Source organism: Achromobacter sp. (assembly GCF_036567245.1).
Lineage (GTDB): Bacteria > Pseudomonadota > Gammaproteobacteria > Burkholderiales > Burkholderiaceae_B > Achromobacter.
This window is the reverse complement of record NZ_DATCUY010000670.1, coordinates 1-15,528: the sequence shown is the minus strand read 5'-3', so window position 1 is coordinate 15,528 and position 15,528 is coordinate 1. Positions and strand designations below refer to the sequence as shown.

General features: G+C 67.6%; 12 protein-coding genes and 1 pseudogene. 4 read left to right on the top strand and 9 right to left on the bottom strand.

The features are described from left to right. The 4 genes from VIR09_RS28655 to VIR09_RS28640 all read right to left on the bottom strand — a co-directional run. The coding region (locus VIR09_RS28655) for an AIR carboxylase family protein (protein WP_332015950.1) at positions 1-226 on the bottom strand (226 nt) is incomplete at its 3' end. A 100-nt stretch (positions 227-326) separates the two neighbouring features. Beyond that, the gene (locus tag VIR09_RS28650) at positions 327-899 is read right to left on the bottom strand and encodes a disulfide bond formation protein B (protein ID WP_332015949.1); all 573 of its coding nucleotides are present in this window, start codon (positions 897-899) and stop codon (positions 327-329) included. A gap of 10 nt (positions 900-909) precedes the next feature. After that, positions 910-1,068 carry a DUF5993 family protein gene (locus tag VIR09_RS28645; protein ID WP_332015948.1) on the bottom strand — a complete coding sequence of 53 codons (159 nt, stop codon included), beginning with the start codon at positions 1,066-1,068 and terminating at the stop codon, positions 910-912. A 798-nt stretch (positions 1,069-1,866) separates the two neighbouring features. Further along, on the bottom strand, positions 1,867-2,595 hold the full coding sequence (locus tag VIR09_RS28640; protein ID WP_332015947.1) for an IclR family transcriptional regulator: 729 nt from the start codon (positions 2,593-2,595) through the stop codon (positions 1,867-1,869). Between the two features lie 200 nt (positions 2,596-2,795). Between VIR09_RS28640 and VIR09_RS28635 the strand changes: the two genes are divergently transcribed. From VIR09_RS28635 to VIR09_RS28620, 4 genes are all read left to right on the top strand, one after another. After that, positions 2,796-3,734 carry a hydroxymethylglutaryl-CoA lyase gene (locus tag VIR09_RS28635; RefSeq protein WP_332015946.1) on the top strand — a complete coding sequence of 313 codons (939 nt, stop codon included), beginning with the start codon at positions 2,796-2,798 and terminating at the stop codon, positions 3,732-3,734. Between the two features lie 91 nt (positions 3,735-3,825). Further along, positions 3,826-5,022, top strand: coding sequence for a CaiB/BaiF CoA-transferase family protein (locus VIR09_RS28630; RefSeq protein ID WP_332015945.1), 1,197 nt, complete (start codon positions 3,826-3,828; stop codon positions 5,020-5,022). Between the two features lie 2 nt (positions 5,023-5,024). Further along, entirely contained in the window at positions 5,025-6,011 is a 987-nt protein-coding gene (locus tag VIR09_RS28625; RefSeq protein WP_332015944.1) for a tripartite tricarboxylate transporter substrate binding protein, read from the top strand. Between the two features lie 33 nt (positions 6,012-6,044). Beyond that, the gene (locus VIR09_RS28620) at positions 6,045-7,025 is read left to right on the top strand and encodes a tripartite tricarboxylate transporter substrate binding protein (protein WP_332015943.1); all 981 of its coding nucleotides are present in this window, start codon (positions 6,045-6,047) and stop codon (positions 7,023-7,025) included. A 21-nt stretch (positions 7,026-7,046) separates the two neighbouring features. Here the strand turns inward: VIR09_RS28620 and VIR09_RS28615 are convergent, their stop codons facing one another. From VIR09_RS28615 to VIR09_RS28595, 5 genes and pseudogenes are all read right to left on the bottom strand, one after another. After that, positions 7,047-10,136 (bottom strand): efflux RND transporter permease subunit, encoded by a 3,090-nt coding sequence (locus tag VIR09_RS28615; protein WP_332015942.1) that lies wholly within the window; start codon positions 10,134-10,136, stop codon positions 7,047-7,049. Continuing rightward, entirely contained in the window at positions 10,133-13,234 is a 3,102-nt protein-coding gene (locus tag VIR09_RS28610) for a multidrug efflux RND transporter permease subunit (RefSeq protein WP_332015941.1), read from the bottom strand. Before VIR09_RS28610 ends, VIR09_RS28615 begins: the two co-directional genes overlap by 4 nt. After that, complete coding sequence (locus VIR09_RS28605) at positions 13,231-14,403, bottom strand: efflux RND transporter periplasmic adaptor subunit (RefSeq protein ID WP_332015940.1); 1,173 nt, start codon at positions 14,401-14,403, stop codon at positions 13,231-13,233. The genes VIR09_RS28610 and VIR09_RS28605 overlap by 4 nt, the downstream gene beginning before the upstream one ends. 149 nt (positions 14,404-14,552) lie before the next feature. Then, entirely contained in the window at positions 14,553-15,029 is a 477-nt protein-coding gene (locus VIR09_RS28600; RefSeq protein WP_332015939.1) for a GNAT family N-acetyltransferase, read from the bottom strand. 25 nt (positions 15,030-15,054) lie between these two features. Next, positions 15,055-15,528: pseudogene (locus tag VIR09_RS28595) on the bottom strand (hypothetical protein); the annotation flags it as partial.

Sequence of the window (15,528 nt, the reverse complement as noted above, 5' to 3'; positions counted from 1 at the left end):
CCGCGCCGGCGATGATGCCGCGCAGGCCGCGGACATGCGCCGCCGCGCCGTACTCGGCCATGTCCTGCGGCATGCGGTGCGCGGAAATCACGCGCGCCTCGCAGGCCACGCCGAAGTCCTCCAACATGGTGACCGCGTGCTTCATGACCTCCCAATCGCTGGAAGAACCCATAATCACGCCCACCACGGGGGTGGCCTCTGCCGCTGCGGAAGTCTTGGCTGTCATAACCGGTGTCGTAGAAGACCGCGGCGCAGGGCCGCGGAGAGTCAAAGGACCGCGGACGAATGCCGCGAAACCCGGTATTTTACCCGGCGCCGGCGTCGGGCTATGTGGCAGAGGGGGAATTCAGCCACTGGTAGCTGGTGGGATTGTCCGGGCAAGGCCCGAAACCGCACTCCAGCGTGGTGCCGCCGACGTTGGCCAGCGCCATCAGAAAAAACAGGGCCATGACCAGCACGCCCAGCACCGATACCGGCTTGCGCAGCATGTTGTCGCCCCACTTGCGGTCGACCGCCAGCATCACCGTGCAAAACACGATGATGGCGATGAAGGCGATGAACGCCCAGGTGTAGAAGTGCAGACCCAGCAGCGGCGAACCGTAGCCTGGATCGCCTGGAGCAATGTGCAGCAGCACCTGCCGGCCCGAGGCCAGCATGCCGCCCAGCGCGCCCGCAATGCTCATCGCGTAGTGCAGCGGCGACGGGCCCAGGCGCATGTTCAACAGAAAGCCCATGCCGGCCAGCATCAGCGCCACGCGCTGCAGCAAGCACAGCGGGCAAGGCAGTTCGTCATAGGCGATCTGCCAGAAGAAGGCCATGCCCAGGGCGCCGGTAATGCCCAGCAGCGCCAAGCCGTTCAGAATGCGCGAGCCGCGCGCGGGATTGCGAGAGAAGATCATCGCCCCGCCCTCAGAACGACAAGGCCAGCGGGCTGGTCATGTGGTACTGGCACCAGGCGGCAAACAGCGCCAGCGTCAGCAACCAGAAGGTCACGCAGGGGCGGCGCCTGCCCAGCATGCCGAACCACGCCGCGATCAGGCCAGTCAGGAAAGGCAACATCATTACCATGCTGGAAGCTCCTTTCTGGGGAACGTCCCCATGCAAGCAGCCGGGAATTATAGCGTCACAATTCGCAATAAATCCTATCGAAAGCCCTGATAACCCTTGTAGGGCAAGCGCTTTCGGGGGGGTGAAGCGGCAGGGCTTCGAGCTTGCGGATGTCAGGGTTCTTTAGCCGCCGAGGCTGCCCTGCGCCATTCCGATGCTCGCCCCGGTGGGGCTGCGCTTCGGATGGCTCCGGGGTCCTCGGCTGGCAGCGGCCTCATGAGTTGGTTTTGAACCCCGTTCATGGGTAGATGCTGTGAGCCGGTGGCCGGGCGGAGGGATCCGAAGCGCAGCCCCACCGGGGCGAGCATCGGAATCCCGCAGTCCGGACGCCGGCGACTCAAGAACCCAGCTTCACAACACCGAAGCGCGGGGCGGCAGGGCTTCGAGCTTGCGGACGTCAGGGTTCTTTAGCCGCCGAGGCTGCCCTGCGCCATTCCGATGCTCGCCCCGCTGGGGCTGCGCTTCGGATGGCTCCGGGGTCCTCGGCTGGCAGTCGCCTAATGCGTTGGGTTTGGAGCCCGTTCATGGGCAGATGCCGTGAGCCGGGGGCCGGGCGGAGGGATCCGAAGCGCAGCCCTACCGGGGCGAGCATCGGAATCCCGCAGTCCGGACGCCGGCGACTCAAATACCCCACCTCAGGGGGGGCTCCGGCGGTGGCCGGAAATGCATTGTCTATCCGCTTCGGCCTTGTCCATCGCACGCAAGCACGGGTTCTTTTGTATTGCCTGGCCGCAGCAGCGCCCGCCGTGCCCGGGTCCGCTAACCGACTTTCCCCGTCAGGCGCCGCGCGGCCTCCTGCACCGCCGCCAGATGGGCGGCGACATAACGATGGATGGGCGCGGTCAGCGTCACCGCGGCGGCGATCTCGCCATCGAGCAGAAAGACGGGCGCGGATATGCCCGCCACTTCCGCCAGGCGGTCGCCCATGGCGGCGAAATAGCCGTCGGCGCGGATGCGGGCGTACAGCTCCTGCTCGGGCCCGGGCGCGTGGCCCAACACCGGGTCGTAGGCCGTCAGTACGCGTCCGCCGCTGCCGCGATCCAGCGGCAGCAGATCGCCCGCGCGGATGTGGTCGCGCACGGGGTGGGGCGAATCCACGCGGTACAGGCACAGGCGCGCATCTCCCTGGCGCACGTGGTAGGCCGCGCTTTCGCCGGTGGCCGCGACCAGGTCGCGCAGCACCGGCAGGACGACGTGTTCCAGCGAAAACGAGGAGGCGTAGATGCCGTGCAGGCGCGCGACTTCCCCGCCCAGCGCATAGCGGCCGTCGTCCAGGCGCTGGATCCAGCCGGCGTGCTCCAGCGATGCCAGCAGCCGCAGGACAGTGCTCTTGTACAGGCGCGTGCGCTCGGACAGCTCGCCCAGGGACAAGGCTTTGTCGCGCGGCGTGAACACCGACATCAAGCTCAACGCGCGATCCACCGCTGCGACGCCGCCTTGAGCGGCGTCAGCGTCGGCTAGCGATTCCGTGGCGGCTTTACGCGGCATCCCGATCTCCGGCGGGTCGAATCATGGGTGGGGCCATATTCCATCCTTTAGAACGAATCATGCGCATTGTAGGCGGCGTCTGGGGCTGGATTCGTGGTTTTCCCTGGGCGCGAGGCGCTTGACAGTGCGAAGCTGCGCGCTCAATAATTCTATCTTGAAGAATAACATTCTATTAGATAGAATTATTGGAAAATCACACCATGGCTCAATCCAACGCTCACACACCCGACGTCCTGATCAGCGAGGTCGGCCCGCGCGATGGCTTGCAGTCCGTCAAGGCGACGATGGCCACGGCCGATAAATTGCGCTGGATCGACGCCTTGGTGGAGGCCGGCGTGCGCGAGATCGAAGTCGCTTCCTTCGTGCCGGCGCGCCTGCTGCCGCAGATGGCCGATGCCGCTGAAGTGGTGCGCCACGCGGCGGGGCATGCCGGCATCACGGTCATGGCCCTGGTCCCCAATGCGCGCGGCGCCGAGGCGGCGCTGCGGGCCGGCGTCCACAAGCTGACCATGCCGGTCTCGGCCAGCCGCGAACATTCGTTGGCCAACGTGCGCAAGACACCCGAGGACATGGTGGAGGAAGTGCGTGCCATCGCACGGCTGCGGGACGAGCTGGCTCCCGCGGTCAAGCTGGAGGCCGGCATCTCGACGGCCTTCGGCTGCACCTTGCAGGGCAGCGTGCCGGAAGACGATGTCATCCGCCTGGCCGCGCTGTGCGTGGCGGCGGGCGCCGATGAGTCGGGGCTGTCGGACACCGTGGGTTACGCCAACCCCGCGCAAGTGCGCCGGCTGTTCCGCCGCCTGCGCGCCGAACTCGGGGACAAGGCGGGCGCGGCCCACATGCACAACACGCGCGGCCTGGGCCTGGCCAATTGCCTGGCGGCCTGGGAGGAGGGCGTGCGCACCTTCGACAGTTCCCTGGGCGGGCTGGGCGGATGCCCGTATGCGCCGGGCGCGTCCGGCAACGTCGTGACGGAGGACCTGGTCTTCATGTTCGAGGCGATGGGTGTACGCACCGGCATCGACCTGGATGGAATCGTCGCCGCGCGCGCGCCGCTGGCCGCCGGCCTGCCCGGCGAGCCGCTGTACGGCATGACCCCCGACGCCGGCTTGCCCAAAGGATTCGTCCGGCGGGCTTGATCGCCCATACCCCTGCGGCCCTACACACCAGAAACATGCGGCCACGCCGGCCTTTGCCGGGACCGCCGCAATTTGCAGAAGATCCACGCCCATGTCCAGCCACGCCCATCCGCGCCTTCCGTACGAACACATCCGCGTCGTCGAATTCACCCACATGGTCATGGGTCCCACCTGCGGCATGCTGCTGGCGGACCTGGGGGCCGAAGTCATCAAGGTCGAACCGGTGGGCGGCGACAGCACGCGCCGCTTGCTCGGGTCGGGCGCGGGCTTTTTCCCCATGTTCAACCGCAACAAGAAGAGCATCGCCCTGGACCTGAAGCAGCCCGAGGGAATCGAAGCCGCGTTGCGTCTGATCGATTCGGCCGACATCGTCAGCGAAAACTTCAAGGCCGGCGTCATGGAGAAGCTGGGCCTGGACTACGCCACGCTCAAGCAGCGCAATCCCCGCCTCATCTACGTCAGCCACAAGGGCTTCCTGCCCGGTCCTTACGAACACCGGACGGCGCTGGACGAAGTCGTGCAGATGATGGGCGGCCTGGCCTACATGACGGGGCGCCCCGGCGATCCGCTGCGCGCGGGCGCCAGCGTCAACGACATCATGGGCGGCATGTTCGGCGCGATTGGCGCCATGGCGGCGCTGGCGCAGCGCGAACAGACGGGCGTAGGCACGGAAGTGCAGGCCTCGCTGTTCGAGAACAACGTCTTTCTGGTGGGCCAGCACATGATGCAGTACGCCGTCACCGGCCGGGCCGCCGCGCCCATGCCCAGCCGTATCTCGGCCTGGGCCATCTACGACGTATTCACCGTCAAGGGCGGCGAACAGATCTTCCTGGCCGTGGTCAGCGACAAGCAATGGGGCATCTTCTGCCGCGCCTTCGGGCTGGCCGAGCTGCTGGCCGATCCCCGCCTGGCCAGCAACAACGATCGCGTGCAGGCACGCGATTGGTTGATGCCGCAGTTGCGCTCGCATCTGGCGGAGCGCAGCGCGGCGGAGCTGGCGGAAGTGTTCGAGCGCGAGGGCCTGCCCTTCGCGCCGATCACGCGGCCCGAGCAGCTGTTCGAGGATCCCCACCTGGCAGCCACCGGCGGCCTGGCGCCCATCGCGCTGGAAGACGGCCGGGAATCGCGGGTGCCGCTGGCGCCTTTCACGCTGGGCGGCGCCCAGCCCGGAATACGCCTGCAGCCGCCTGCGGTGGGCGAACACACCGACGCGCTGCTGCGCGGCGTCGGCTATCGCGACGATGAAATCGCGGCCTTGAAAGCAAGGCAAATCACACAAGGAGACTAACCATGATCACGCTATCCCGCCGCGCCTTCCTGGGCGCCGCGCTTTGCGCCGCCGCCTTGCCGCTGCGCGCACAGAGCGCGGGCGGCTATCCGAACGGCCGGCCCGTGCGCCTTATCGTTCCCTACACCCCGGGCGGCGGCACGGACTCGGTGGCGCGCGCCATCGCGGCCAAGGTCACGGCGATGGCCGGCTGGTCGGTGGTGGTGGAAAACCGTCCCGGCGCGGGCGGCAACATCGGCATGGACTTCGTGGCCAAGGCCAAACCGGACGGCTACATGCTGGGCCTGGGCCAGACGGCCAACCTGGCCATCAATCCCGCCCTGATGCCGCAGATTCCCTTCGACGCGGAAAAGGACTTCGCGGCAGTCTCCCTGATCGCTTCGCTGCCGGTGGTGCTGGTGGTCAAGGCCAACGCGCGCTGGCAGACCCTGGCCGACCTGATCAAGGACGCGCGCGCCGAGCCAGGCGCCATCAAGCAGGCCCTGGCGGGTTCCGGCACGGTGGGCCATCTGGCAGGCGAACTGCTTGCCTATCAGGGCAAGTTCCAGGTGTTGAACGTGCCATACCGCGGTGCGGCGCCGGCGCTCAACGATCTGTTGGGCGGCAGTACCGACTACATGTTCGCCACGCCGCAGGCTGCCCAGGAAATGCTCAAGGGCAAGGTGCTGCGGTCGTTGGCCGTCAGCTCCCGCGCGCGGCTGGCGATCCTGCCCGATGTGCCCACCGTGGCCGAATCCGGCTACGAGGGATTCGAGGCGCTGGACTGGAAGGCGCTGGTCGCGCCGGCCGGCACGCCGCCCGAGGTCGTCAAGGCCGTCAATGCGGTCGTGGAGCAGGTGCTGGCCGATCCGGCCACCGTGGCCATGTTCACCGCCGAAGGCAGCACGGCCATGGGCGGCTCGCCGGAGACCGCACAGCGCTACATCCAGGAAGAACAGAAGAAGTGGGCGCGCCTGATACGCGAAGCCGGCATCCAGACCGCCGCCTGACGCGCCCCGTAGAACATGCCAGGAGACAAATCAATGAAGCATCTTTTAGTAGCCGCCGCGCTCGCCTGCGCTGTCGTGGCGCAGCCCGCCGTGGGCAATACCGGGGCGCAATGGCCAGAACGCCCCATCCGGCTGGTCGTTCCGTTCCCCGCCGGCGGACCGACCGACATCGCCGCGCGCGTGGTCGGCAAGGCGCTCGCCGACCGTCTGGACACGCCTGTCGTCATCGAGAACAAGGCCGGCGCGCACGGCTTCATCGGCGCCAGCGACGCCGCGCGCAGCAAGCCGGACGGGTACACGCTGATGATGGCCAGCATCGGCACCATGGCGATCAATCCTGGCCTCTATCCCGATATTCCCTATGACGCGAACAAGGACTTCACGCCCCTGGCGCTGGTCCTCACCGTGCCTATCGCGGTCGTGGTCAATCCGCAGCAGATGCCGGTGCAGACCGTGGGCGAGCTGGTGGACTATCTGAAATCCCACCCAGACCGCGTGAACTACGGCTCGGCAGGGAATGGCGGTTCTTCCCATCTGGTGCCGGAATACTTCAAGTACAAGACTGGCACCTCCATGACCCACATCCCGTACAAAGGCTCCAGTCCCGCCGTGACCGATCTGGTGGCCGGCCAGGTCCAGGTCATGTTCGATACGCTGCTGACCAGCACGCCCTTCGTGAAGGCCGGAAAACTGCGCATGCTGGCCGTCACGACAGCGCAGCGGCTGCCGGACTATCCGCAGGTGCCGACCATGGCCGAAGCCTTGGGCGCGCCGGATTTCGAAGCCTCGTCCTGGTTCGCGATGTATGCGCCCGCAGGCACGCCGCAGGTGGTGCAGCAAAAGTTGTCGCTGGCCATCAACCAGGCCTTGGGCGACGCGGCGGTGAAGCAGCGGCTGGCCGAACTGGGCGCGATTCCGGCGGGCGGCACGCCGGGCGAACTGGCGGAATTCCAGTTGGCCGAGCAGCGCAAGTGGGCGCAGGTCATCAAGGCGGCGGGAATACTCCCGGACTGAACCCGCAGGCTGGCCCGTGCTTCAGGCCTCGGGGCCAGGACGCAGCCGGCCAGCCTTCCATTTCAGCCGCAGCCGCTCCAGCGCCAGATACACGATGGGCGTGGTGTACAGCGTCAGGAACTGGCTGATCAGCAGGCCGCCGACGATGGCGATGCCTAGCGGGCGGCGCAGTTCCGAACCTTCTCCCATGCCCAGCACCAGGGGCAGGGCGCCCAGCAGCCCCGCCAGGTTGGTCATGACGATGGGCCGCAGCCGCAGCATGGCGGCGCGGTGGATCGCTTGCTCCGGCGTCAGACCTTCGCGCCGTTCCAGGCCAAGCGCGAAGTCGATCATCAGGATGGCGTTCTTCATGACGATGCCCACCAGCAGGAACAGCCCCAACAGTGCGATCAGCGTGAATTCGATGCCGGCCAGCCGCAGCGCCAGCAGCGCGCCCACGCCGGCCGAGGGCAGGGTGGACAGGATGGTGAGCGGATGCAGCGGGCTTTCATACAGGATGCCCAGCACCAGGTAGATCGCCACCAGCACCGCCAGGATCAGCCAGGGCTGGTCCTGCAGGCTTTGCTGGAAGTTGCGCGCGTCGCCGCCCAGGCGGGTCTGGATGTAAGAGGGCACCATCAGCTTGGCCATGGTGGCGTCGATGGCCACCAGGGCCTGTTCGAGCGACACGCCCTCGGCCAGCGAAAAGCCCACGCCCACGGCCGCGAACAGGCCGTCGTGGAACACGCGGTCGTTGACCAGCCCGTAGTCGTAGGTGGCGAAGGCCGTCAGCGGCACGCGGGCGCCGTCCGCCGCCACCACCTGCACCTGTTCCAGGACCTCGGGATCCTCGGTGTAGCGCGGGTCCAGCTCCAGCACCACGCGGTACTGGTTCATGGCGTCGTACAAGGTGGCGACCTGGCGCTGGCTGAACGAGTTGCTGAGCACGCTGCTGATGGTGCCCATGTCCACGCCCAGGCGCTGGGCCGCGGCGCGGTCGATGTCGATCACCACCTGCTGGGTGGCGCCGTCGCCTTCCGCGTCCACGTCGCGTAGTTCTGGTATCTCCTGCATGGCCTTGGAGATCTTGCGCGACCATTGCCGCAAGGCCGGCACGTCGCTGGCCATGATGGCCAGCTCGTGGTCGCCGGAGTTGCCGAAGCCGCCGGGCATGCGCAGGTCCTGGTCCACGTTCAGGAAGAACATGCCGCCCGGCACGGCCGGGGCGTTGGTGCGCAGCCAGTTGATGACTTCGGTCGACGATTCCGCGCGCTCGGCGGCGGGCTTCAGGCGGATCAGGAACAGGGAATTGCTGATGCCCAGGCTGCCGCCGTTGTAGCCGATGACGTCCTGCACCGCCGGATGCTTGAGCACCAATTGCCGGTACTGGTCGATCTTGGGCTGCATGACCTGGAACGAGAAGCCGTCGTCGCCGCGCACGAAGCCCACCAGCTGTCCGGTGTCCTGCACCGGCAGGAAGCCCTTGGGCGCCTGCACGTACAAATAGACGTTCAGCCCGACCACGCCGGCCAGCAGCAGAAGCGTCAGCCGGGCATGGCCCAGCACCCGCCACAGGGTGCTGCCGTACCAGGCATGGATGCGTTCGAAGGCCGCCTGCATGCGCGACGGACGCAAGTCCGCGCCAGTCGCCTGCGGGCGGGCGGGCTTGAGCCAGCGGGCGCACAGGCTGGGGATGATGGCCACCGAGACCACCAGCGAGATGACGGTGGCGGCGACCAGGGTGATGGAGAACTCTCGGAACAGCCGCTCGACCAGGCCGCCCATGAACAGGATGGACACGAAGACCACGCTCAGCGCCACCGTCATGGCCACCAGCGTGAAGCCCACTTCGCGCACGCCGCGCAGTGCGGCCTTGCGCGGCGACAGGCCGCGCTCGATATGGCGCGAGATGTTCTCCAGCACCACGATGGCGTCGTCGACCACCAGGCCGGCCGCGACGATTAGCGCCATCAGCGACAGGTTGTTCAGCGAAAAGCCCCACAGGTACATGACGGCGAAGGTGGCGATCAGGCACACCGGAATCGCCACGCTCGGTATTGCCGCCGCCCGCGCATTGCCCAGGAACGCCCACACCACCAGGATCACCAGCGCCGTGGCCAGTCCCAGCGTGATGTGCGCCTCGCGCAGGGTGGCGTTGATGCCGGGCGAGCGGTCCAGCGCCACGGTCAGGTCCACGTCGGCCGGCATCAGCGCGCGCAAGCCGGGCAGGGCCTGGTTGATCGCGCCTATGGTTTCGATGATGTTCGAGCCGGGTTGGCGGCTGATGGTCAGGACCACGGCCGGGTTGCGGTTGTGAAAGCCGCTGCTGTAGCGGTTTTCCACCGAATCGCTGACCCGGGCAACCTGCGACAGCCGGATCACCGCGCCGTCCTGGTGGCGCACGATCAGGCTCTCGTAGTCGCGCGCGGCGCGGGGCTGTTCGGGCGTGCCGACCTCCCAGCGCCGGTTGGCGGAATCCAGCTGGCCTTGCGGCCTCATGGGCGCGGCGTCGGCGATGGCCTGGCGCACCTCGTCCAGGGCCACGCCGTAGTGGGCCAGGGCGTTGGAATTGACCTGCACCCGCACCGCGGGCAGGGAACTGCCGCCCATGGTCACTTCGCCTACGCCGTTGATCTGCGAGATCTTCTGCGCCAGCACCGTCGAGCCCAGGTCGTAAAGCTCGCCCGCGGGGCGGGTGGACGAACTGAGCGCCAGCGCCATGATGGGCGCCTGGGATGGATTGACCTTGCGGTAGCTGGGATTGCCTGGCATGCCGGAGGGCAGTTCCGCGCGGGCGGCGTTGATGGCGGCCTGCACGTCGCGGGCGGCTTCGTTGATGTCGCGGTCCAGGTCGAACTGCAGCTGCACGCGGGTGGCGCCCTGGTTGCTGGACGAGGTCATCGAACTGACGCCCGCGATACTGCCCAGCGCGCGTTCCAGCGGCGCGGCCACGGTGCTGGCCATGCTCTCGGGGCTGGCGCCCGGCAGTTCGGCCCGCACCTCGATGGTGGGGAAGTCGACCTGGGGCAGTGGCGCCACGGGCAGCAGCCGCCATGCGACCGCGCCCAACAGGGTCAGCGCGATCGCCAGGAAGATGCAGGCGGTCGGGCGGTGCAGCAAGGCGCGGATCATGGCGCCGGGCCTTCAACCCCGGGCTTGGCGGCCGGCGCGCCGCGGCGCTGGCCCAGGCGGTGGAAGAACAGGTACACGGCGGGCGTGGTGAACAGGGTCAGCACCTGGCTGACCAGCAGCCCGCCCACCATGACCCAGCCCAGCGGCTGGCGCAGTTCCGCGCCCGAACCCGTGGCCAGCATCAGCGGCAGCGCGCCGAACAGCGCGGCCAGCGTGGTCATCAGGATGGGCCGCAGGCGCAGCAGGGCGGCCTCGCGGATCGCAGCCTGCGGCGCCAGGCCGCGCGACCGTTCGGCCTCCAGCGCAAAGTCCACCATCATGATGCCGTTTTTCTTCACCAGCCCGATCAGCAGGATGATGCCGATGACCGCGATCAGGTCCAGCGGACGTCCGGTAAGCAGCAGCGCCAGGAAGGCGCCCACCGCGGCGGAGGGCAGGGTGGACAGGATGGTCACCGGGTGGATGGCGCTTTCATACAGCATGCCCAGCACCAGGTACATGGTGACCACCGCGGCCAGCATCAGCCACAGGGTGTTCGACAGCGAGGCCTGGAACGCCGCCGCCGCGCCCTGCAGACGCAGCTCCACGCTGAGCGGCATGCCGATTTCCTGCCGCGCCGATTCGATCGCGGCGATGGCCTCGCCCAGCGACCCGTCCGCCGGCAGATTGAAGGACAGGTTGACCGCGGGGAACTGCGACAAGTGGTTCACGGCCAGCGGCACCGCGCGTTCGCTGACGGTGGCCAGCGCCGAAAGGGGGATCGCCTGCCCGTCTTCCGTCTGCAGATGGATACGTTCCAGCGCGTCCGGGTCCAGCGCCAGCTTGCGATCCACTTCCAGCACGACCCGGTACTGGTTGGACTGCGTGAACAGCGTGGCCACCTGGCGCTGGCCGAAGGCGTTGTAAAGCGTCTGCGCCACGTCGTCCATCGTCACGCCCAGGCGGGCCGCGGCGTCGCGCGAGACCTGCAGATAGGCCTGGCGGCCGTCGCCTTGCAGGTCCGTGGAGACGTCGGCCAGTTCGGGCGCCTGCGCCAGGCGCGCAGTCAGCGCATGGCTCCAGCGCGCCAGCAGCTCGCTGTCCGGCGAGGTCAGCGTGAACTGGTACTGGCCGCGGCTCACGCGGTCCTCGATATTGAGCTCCTGCACCGGCTGCAGGAACAGCGAGATGCCGTGGACCTCGCGGGCGCGCGCATCCAGCCGTGCCATGATGTCCGTCAGCGGCGCGCTGCGTTCCGACCAGGGCTTCAGGTTGATCAACAACCGGCCGGTGTTCAGGGTGGTGTTCATGCTGTCGATGCCGATGAAGGACGACAGGCTGGCCACGTCCGGGTCCGCCAGCAGCGCCTGGGCTACTGCCTGCTGGCGCCGCGACATGGCGTCGAACGAGGTGCTTTGGGACGATTGCGTCACGCCTTGCAGCGTGCCGCCGTCCTGGGTCGGAAAGAAGCCCTTGGGCACGGCCAGGTACAGCAGGCCGGTCAGGGCCACGGTTGCCAGCATCACGGCCAGGGTCAGCCGCTGATGGCGCAAGGTCAGGTCCAGCCAGCCGGCGTAGCGCGCCTGGACGCGGTCCAGCAATCCGGGGCGCGTCGGCTCGTGCGCCGGCAACAGCCGCGCGCACATCATGGGCGTCAGCGTAAGCGACACCGCCAGCGATATCAGGATGGCCACCGCCAGCGTGACCGCGAACTCGCGGAACAGCCGGCCCACCACGTCCTCCATGAACAGCAGCGGGATCAGCACCGCGATCAGCGACAGGGTCAGGGACACCAGCGTGAAGCCGATCTGGCCGGCGCCCTTGAGCGCCGCCGCCATGGGGCTGTGACCCTGCTCACGGTAGCGCGCAATGTTCTCCAGCATCACGATGGCGTCATCCACCACGAAGCCCGCGCCTATGGTCAGCGCCATCAACGTCAGGTTGTTGGTGGAAAACCCCGCCAGGTGCATGAAGCCGAAGGTGCCGATCAGGGACAGCGGCACGGCCAGGCTGGGGATCAGCGTGGCGGGCAGGTTGCGCAGGAACAGGAAGGTCACCAGCACCACCAGGCCCACGGCGAAGGCCAGCTCCCATTGCACGCCGCGCACCGACGCGCGGATGCTTTCGGTGCGATCCGTCAGCACGCGGACCTGCGCGGCCGCCGGCAGGCTGGCCGTCAGCTGCGGTAGCAGAGCCTTGACCTGATCGGCCACGGCGATGACGTTGGCGCCTGGCTGGCGCTGGATATTGACCAGCACGGCTGGCTGCTTGTCCACCCAGGCGGCCAGGTAGCGGTCTTCCGCCCCGTCCTCGACGGTGGCGACCTGGCCCAGCCGTACCGGCGCGCCGTTGCGCCAGGCCACGATCAGCTCGCGGTACTCCTCGGCGCTCTGCAATTGGTCGTTCGCGTCCATGATGACCGAGCGCACCGGCCCGTCGAAGCTGCCCTTGGGCTGGTTCGAGTTGGCCTTGGTGATGGCTTCCTGCACGTCGGCCAGCTGCAGTCCGCGCGCGGCCAGCGCCATCGGATTGACCTGCACCCGCACCGCCGGACGCTGGCCGCCGGCCAGGCTGACCATGCCCACGCCGGACAACTGCGACAGGCGCTGCGTCATGCGCGTGTCCACCAGGTCGTAGACCTGGGGCAGCGGCAGGGAATCGGAGGTGACCGCCAGGGAATCGGAGGTGACCGCCAGGGTCAGGATCGGCACGTCGGCGGGATTGACCTTGCGGTAGACGGGCGGCGTCGGCAGGTCGTTGGGCAGCAACGCGCCGCTGGCGCTGATGGCCGCCTGGACTTCCTGCTCCGCCACGCCCAACGACACGTCCAGCGAGAATTGCAGCGTTATCACCGAGATGCCGCTGCCGCTGGTGGAAGACATCTGCTTCAGGCCCGGTATCTGCCCGAAGCGCCGCTCCAGCGGCGCGGTGACGGTGCGCGCCGTCACGTTCGGACTGGCCCCGGGGTACTGCGTGGTCACCTGGATGATGGGGTAGTCCACCTGCGGCAGCGCCGCCACGGGCAGCATGCGCCACGCCAGGATGCCCGAGAGCAGCAGGGCGATCATCAGGAAGGACGTGGCGACTGGGCGCAGGATGAAGGGACGCGACAGGCTCATGATTTTTGCGGTTCGACAATCTGCACGTCGCGGCCGTCATGCAGGCGGTCCACGCCTTCGACCACCACGCGCTCGTTCTCGGCCAGGCCGGATTGCACGACAATGCGCCCGGCGTTGGCGGGGCCCAGGTTCAGCACGCGGCGGCTGGCGCGATTGTCTTCACCTATGACGAATACAAAGGCTCCCTCGGATCCATATTGGATGGCCGCGGTGGGAATGGTGATGACGTGGTCCTGCTGCACTACCGCCAGCCGGATATTGATGAACTGGTTCGGAAACAGCGATTCGTCTGCGTTGTCGAAGCGCGCGCGCAACCGGACAGTGCCGCTGGCAGCCTGGATGCGGTTGTCCAGCGCTTCCAGCGTGCCCTCGGCCAGCAGGCGGCGGTCATCCGCATCCCAGGCTTGCACCCGCAGCGCGGAGTCCCGCGCCTGCGCCGCGCGCAGGATGTCCAGGCGCGTTTCGGAAATGCTGAAGAGGGCCGAGATGGGACGGGTTTGGACCAGCGTGGTCAGGCCGTTGGCGTCGTCGGCGCGCACGTGGTTGCCGGCATCGATGCGCCGCAGTCCGATGCGGCCGTCGTGCGGCGCGACGATGCGGGTGTGGTCCAGCAGCCGCCGGGCGTCGGCCACCTGGGCCTGGTTGCGTTGCCGCTGAGCGGCGTAGACACGCACCTGGGCTTCGGCGGTATCCAGTTGCTGGCCCGCCACCGCTTCCTGCCGCGCCAGCTTGCGATAGCGCTGCAGGTCCGCGGCGGCGTTGTCCAGCAGCGCCTGGGTGCGCGCCAGTTCACCTTCGGCTGCGGCCAGCGCTGCAAGATAGGGGCGCGCATCGATCTCTGCCAGCAACTGGCCGCGTGTCACGGCCTGGCCTTCGGCGAAATGCAGCTTCAGCAGCTCGCCATCGATCTGGCTGCGCAACGTCACCTGCGCTAACGGCGTAATGGTTCCGAGCGCATGCAGGTCGCGCTGCAACGGACCGGCGCTGGCGGCCTCGACCGCGACGGCAACCGGAATCTGCCCATAATCGGGCGGGCGCGCTGAGGGGGAATCCTGGGATCCGGCGTACCAGAACGCCAGGGCGGCCAGGGTTGCCAGCGCGAGTGCAGTGGCAATCAGGACCAGGCGTTGACGTGGGGAAGCGGGGCCCGTGGAGGGGGGCTGGGACATCAGGACTGCCAAGCGTGGGGGTTACGGACAGTCGGAATTCTATATGAATAAAAACTATTCGCGTTTTTGCGTCAGGAAATAGTCAGCTTGCCGTGCACGGCGGCGAGCGATCGAGGACGTGATGGCGGACCCACGCCGCCGGCCGTTGCCTAGCCGCAGGTGCGGAATTTCAGGAATCGTTGGTCTTCATAGGTCACCTCTCCCGCAAATACGAATCCAAGCCTGGCCAGACCCTTGAATCGGGACCGGCTCGGCGGCAGCAGGATGCTTACCGGACCAATGCCAAGTTCAGCCCGCAGGCTCATCAAGTGGCGAAAAATCCTGGCGCCTTGTCCCCAGTACGCGGGCAACAGAACCAAGGCCAGGTCGGCTTCTTCACCTTCCCGCTGAAAACCGCCCCAGCCAGCGAACTGGCCGCCGATTCGAATTGACCAGGGCCCATACCCGTGATCCAACCACTGCCCGTCTTTTCCCTTGACCCAGTCGGACGCGGCGCGAGCGGTCCAATTGCCATGCGTGAGCGGCATGTGGCGTACTACTGCCGGGTTGTTCAATAACTCCAGCCAGTCTTCGACAGGGACGTCGCAAAACCTGTGCAGCGAGAGGGCCATGTGTTGTTTGTTCACGGGTCTTTGCAACGTTCCGCAATGCCTACCTGTTGACCGAATCCCGATACGCAACCGCATACATCGTCGCCACTACAAACGTGATCGGGACGCACAGCAGGACGCTCAGCGCGCTCTGCGCCAACTCGGCATCGGTGTAGCCCGAGGCGAGCATGCGCAAGGTGTAGCCGGCATGGCCGGCCGCCGCGACCAGCAGCAAGAGCGCGAGCATCAGCGGCCAGCGCTTGTAAGGCATCGCGCCCCGCGCGCCGCGAAACCCGTACTCGCCGGCCGTCGCCGCGCGCGGCAGGCTCAGTCCGTACACAGCAAGCGCGTACAGCATCGGCGCCCAGATCAGCGCCAGCGAGGCGAACAAGGCGCCCCAGAACAGATTGTCGTTCGACCCGCCCAACACCATGTAGAGCACGTAGGGCAGGTCTCCGGTGGCGCGGGCCACAGCGGTCACCGCGATGACCAGCGCGCCGAGCAGCGCGAGATGGCGGGCTTCCGCCGCGCCGCC

Bases quoted from the DNA above. Each gene is read 5' to 3' on its own strand.
- VIR09_RS28635 (WP_332015946.1), top strand. From the start codon at position 2,796: ATGGCTCAATCCAACGCTCACACACCCGACGTCCTGATCAGCGAGGTC.
- VIR09_RS28610 (WP_332015941.1), bottom strand. From the start codon at position 13,234: ATGAGCCTGTCGCGTCCCTTCATCCTGCGCCCAGTCGCCACGTCCTTC.
- VIR09_RS28605 (WP_332015940.1), bottom strand. From the start codon at position 14,403: ATGTCCCAGCCCCCCTCCACGGGCCCCGCTTCCCCACGTCAACGCCTG.
- VIR09_RS28640 (WP_332015947.1), bottom strand. From the start codon at position 2,595: ATGCCGCGTAAAGCCGCCACGGAATCGCTAGCCGACGCTGACGCCGCT.
- VIR09_RS28630 (WP_332015945.1), top strand. From the start codon at position 3,826: ATGTCCAGCCACGCCCATCCGCGCCTTCCGTACGAACACATCCGCGTC.
- VIR09_RS28625 (WP_332015944.1), top strand. From the start codon at position 5,025: ATGATCACGCTATCCCGCCGCGCCTTCCTGGGCGCCGCGCTTTGCGCC.
- VIR09_RS28620 (WP_332015943.1), top strand. From the start codon at position 6,045: ATGAAGCATCTTTTAGTAGCCGCCGCGCTCGCCTGCGCTGTCGTGGCG.
- VIR09_RS28645 (WP_332015948.1), bottom strand. From the start codon at position 1,068: ATGGTAATGATGTTGCCTTTCCTGACTGGCCTGATCGCGGCGTGGTTC.
- VIR09_RS28615 (WP_332015942.1), bottom strand. From the start codon at position 10,136: ATGATCCGCGCCTTGCTGCACCGCCCGACCGCCTGCATCTTCCTGGCG.
- VIR09_RS28650 (WP_332015949.1), bottom strand. From the start codon at position 899: ATGATCTTCTCTCGCAATCCCGCGCGCGGCTCGCGCATTCTGAACGGC.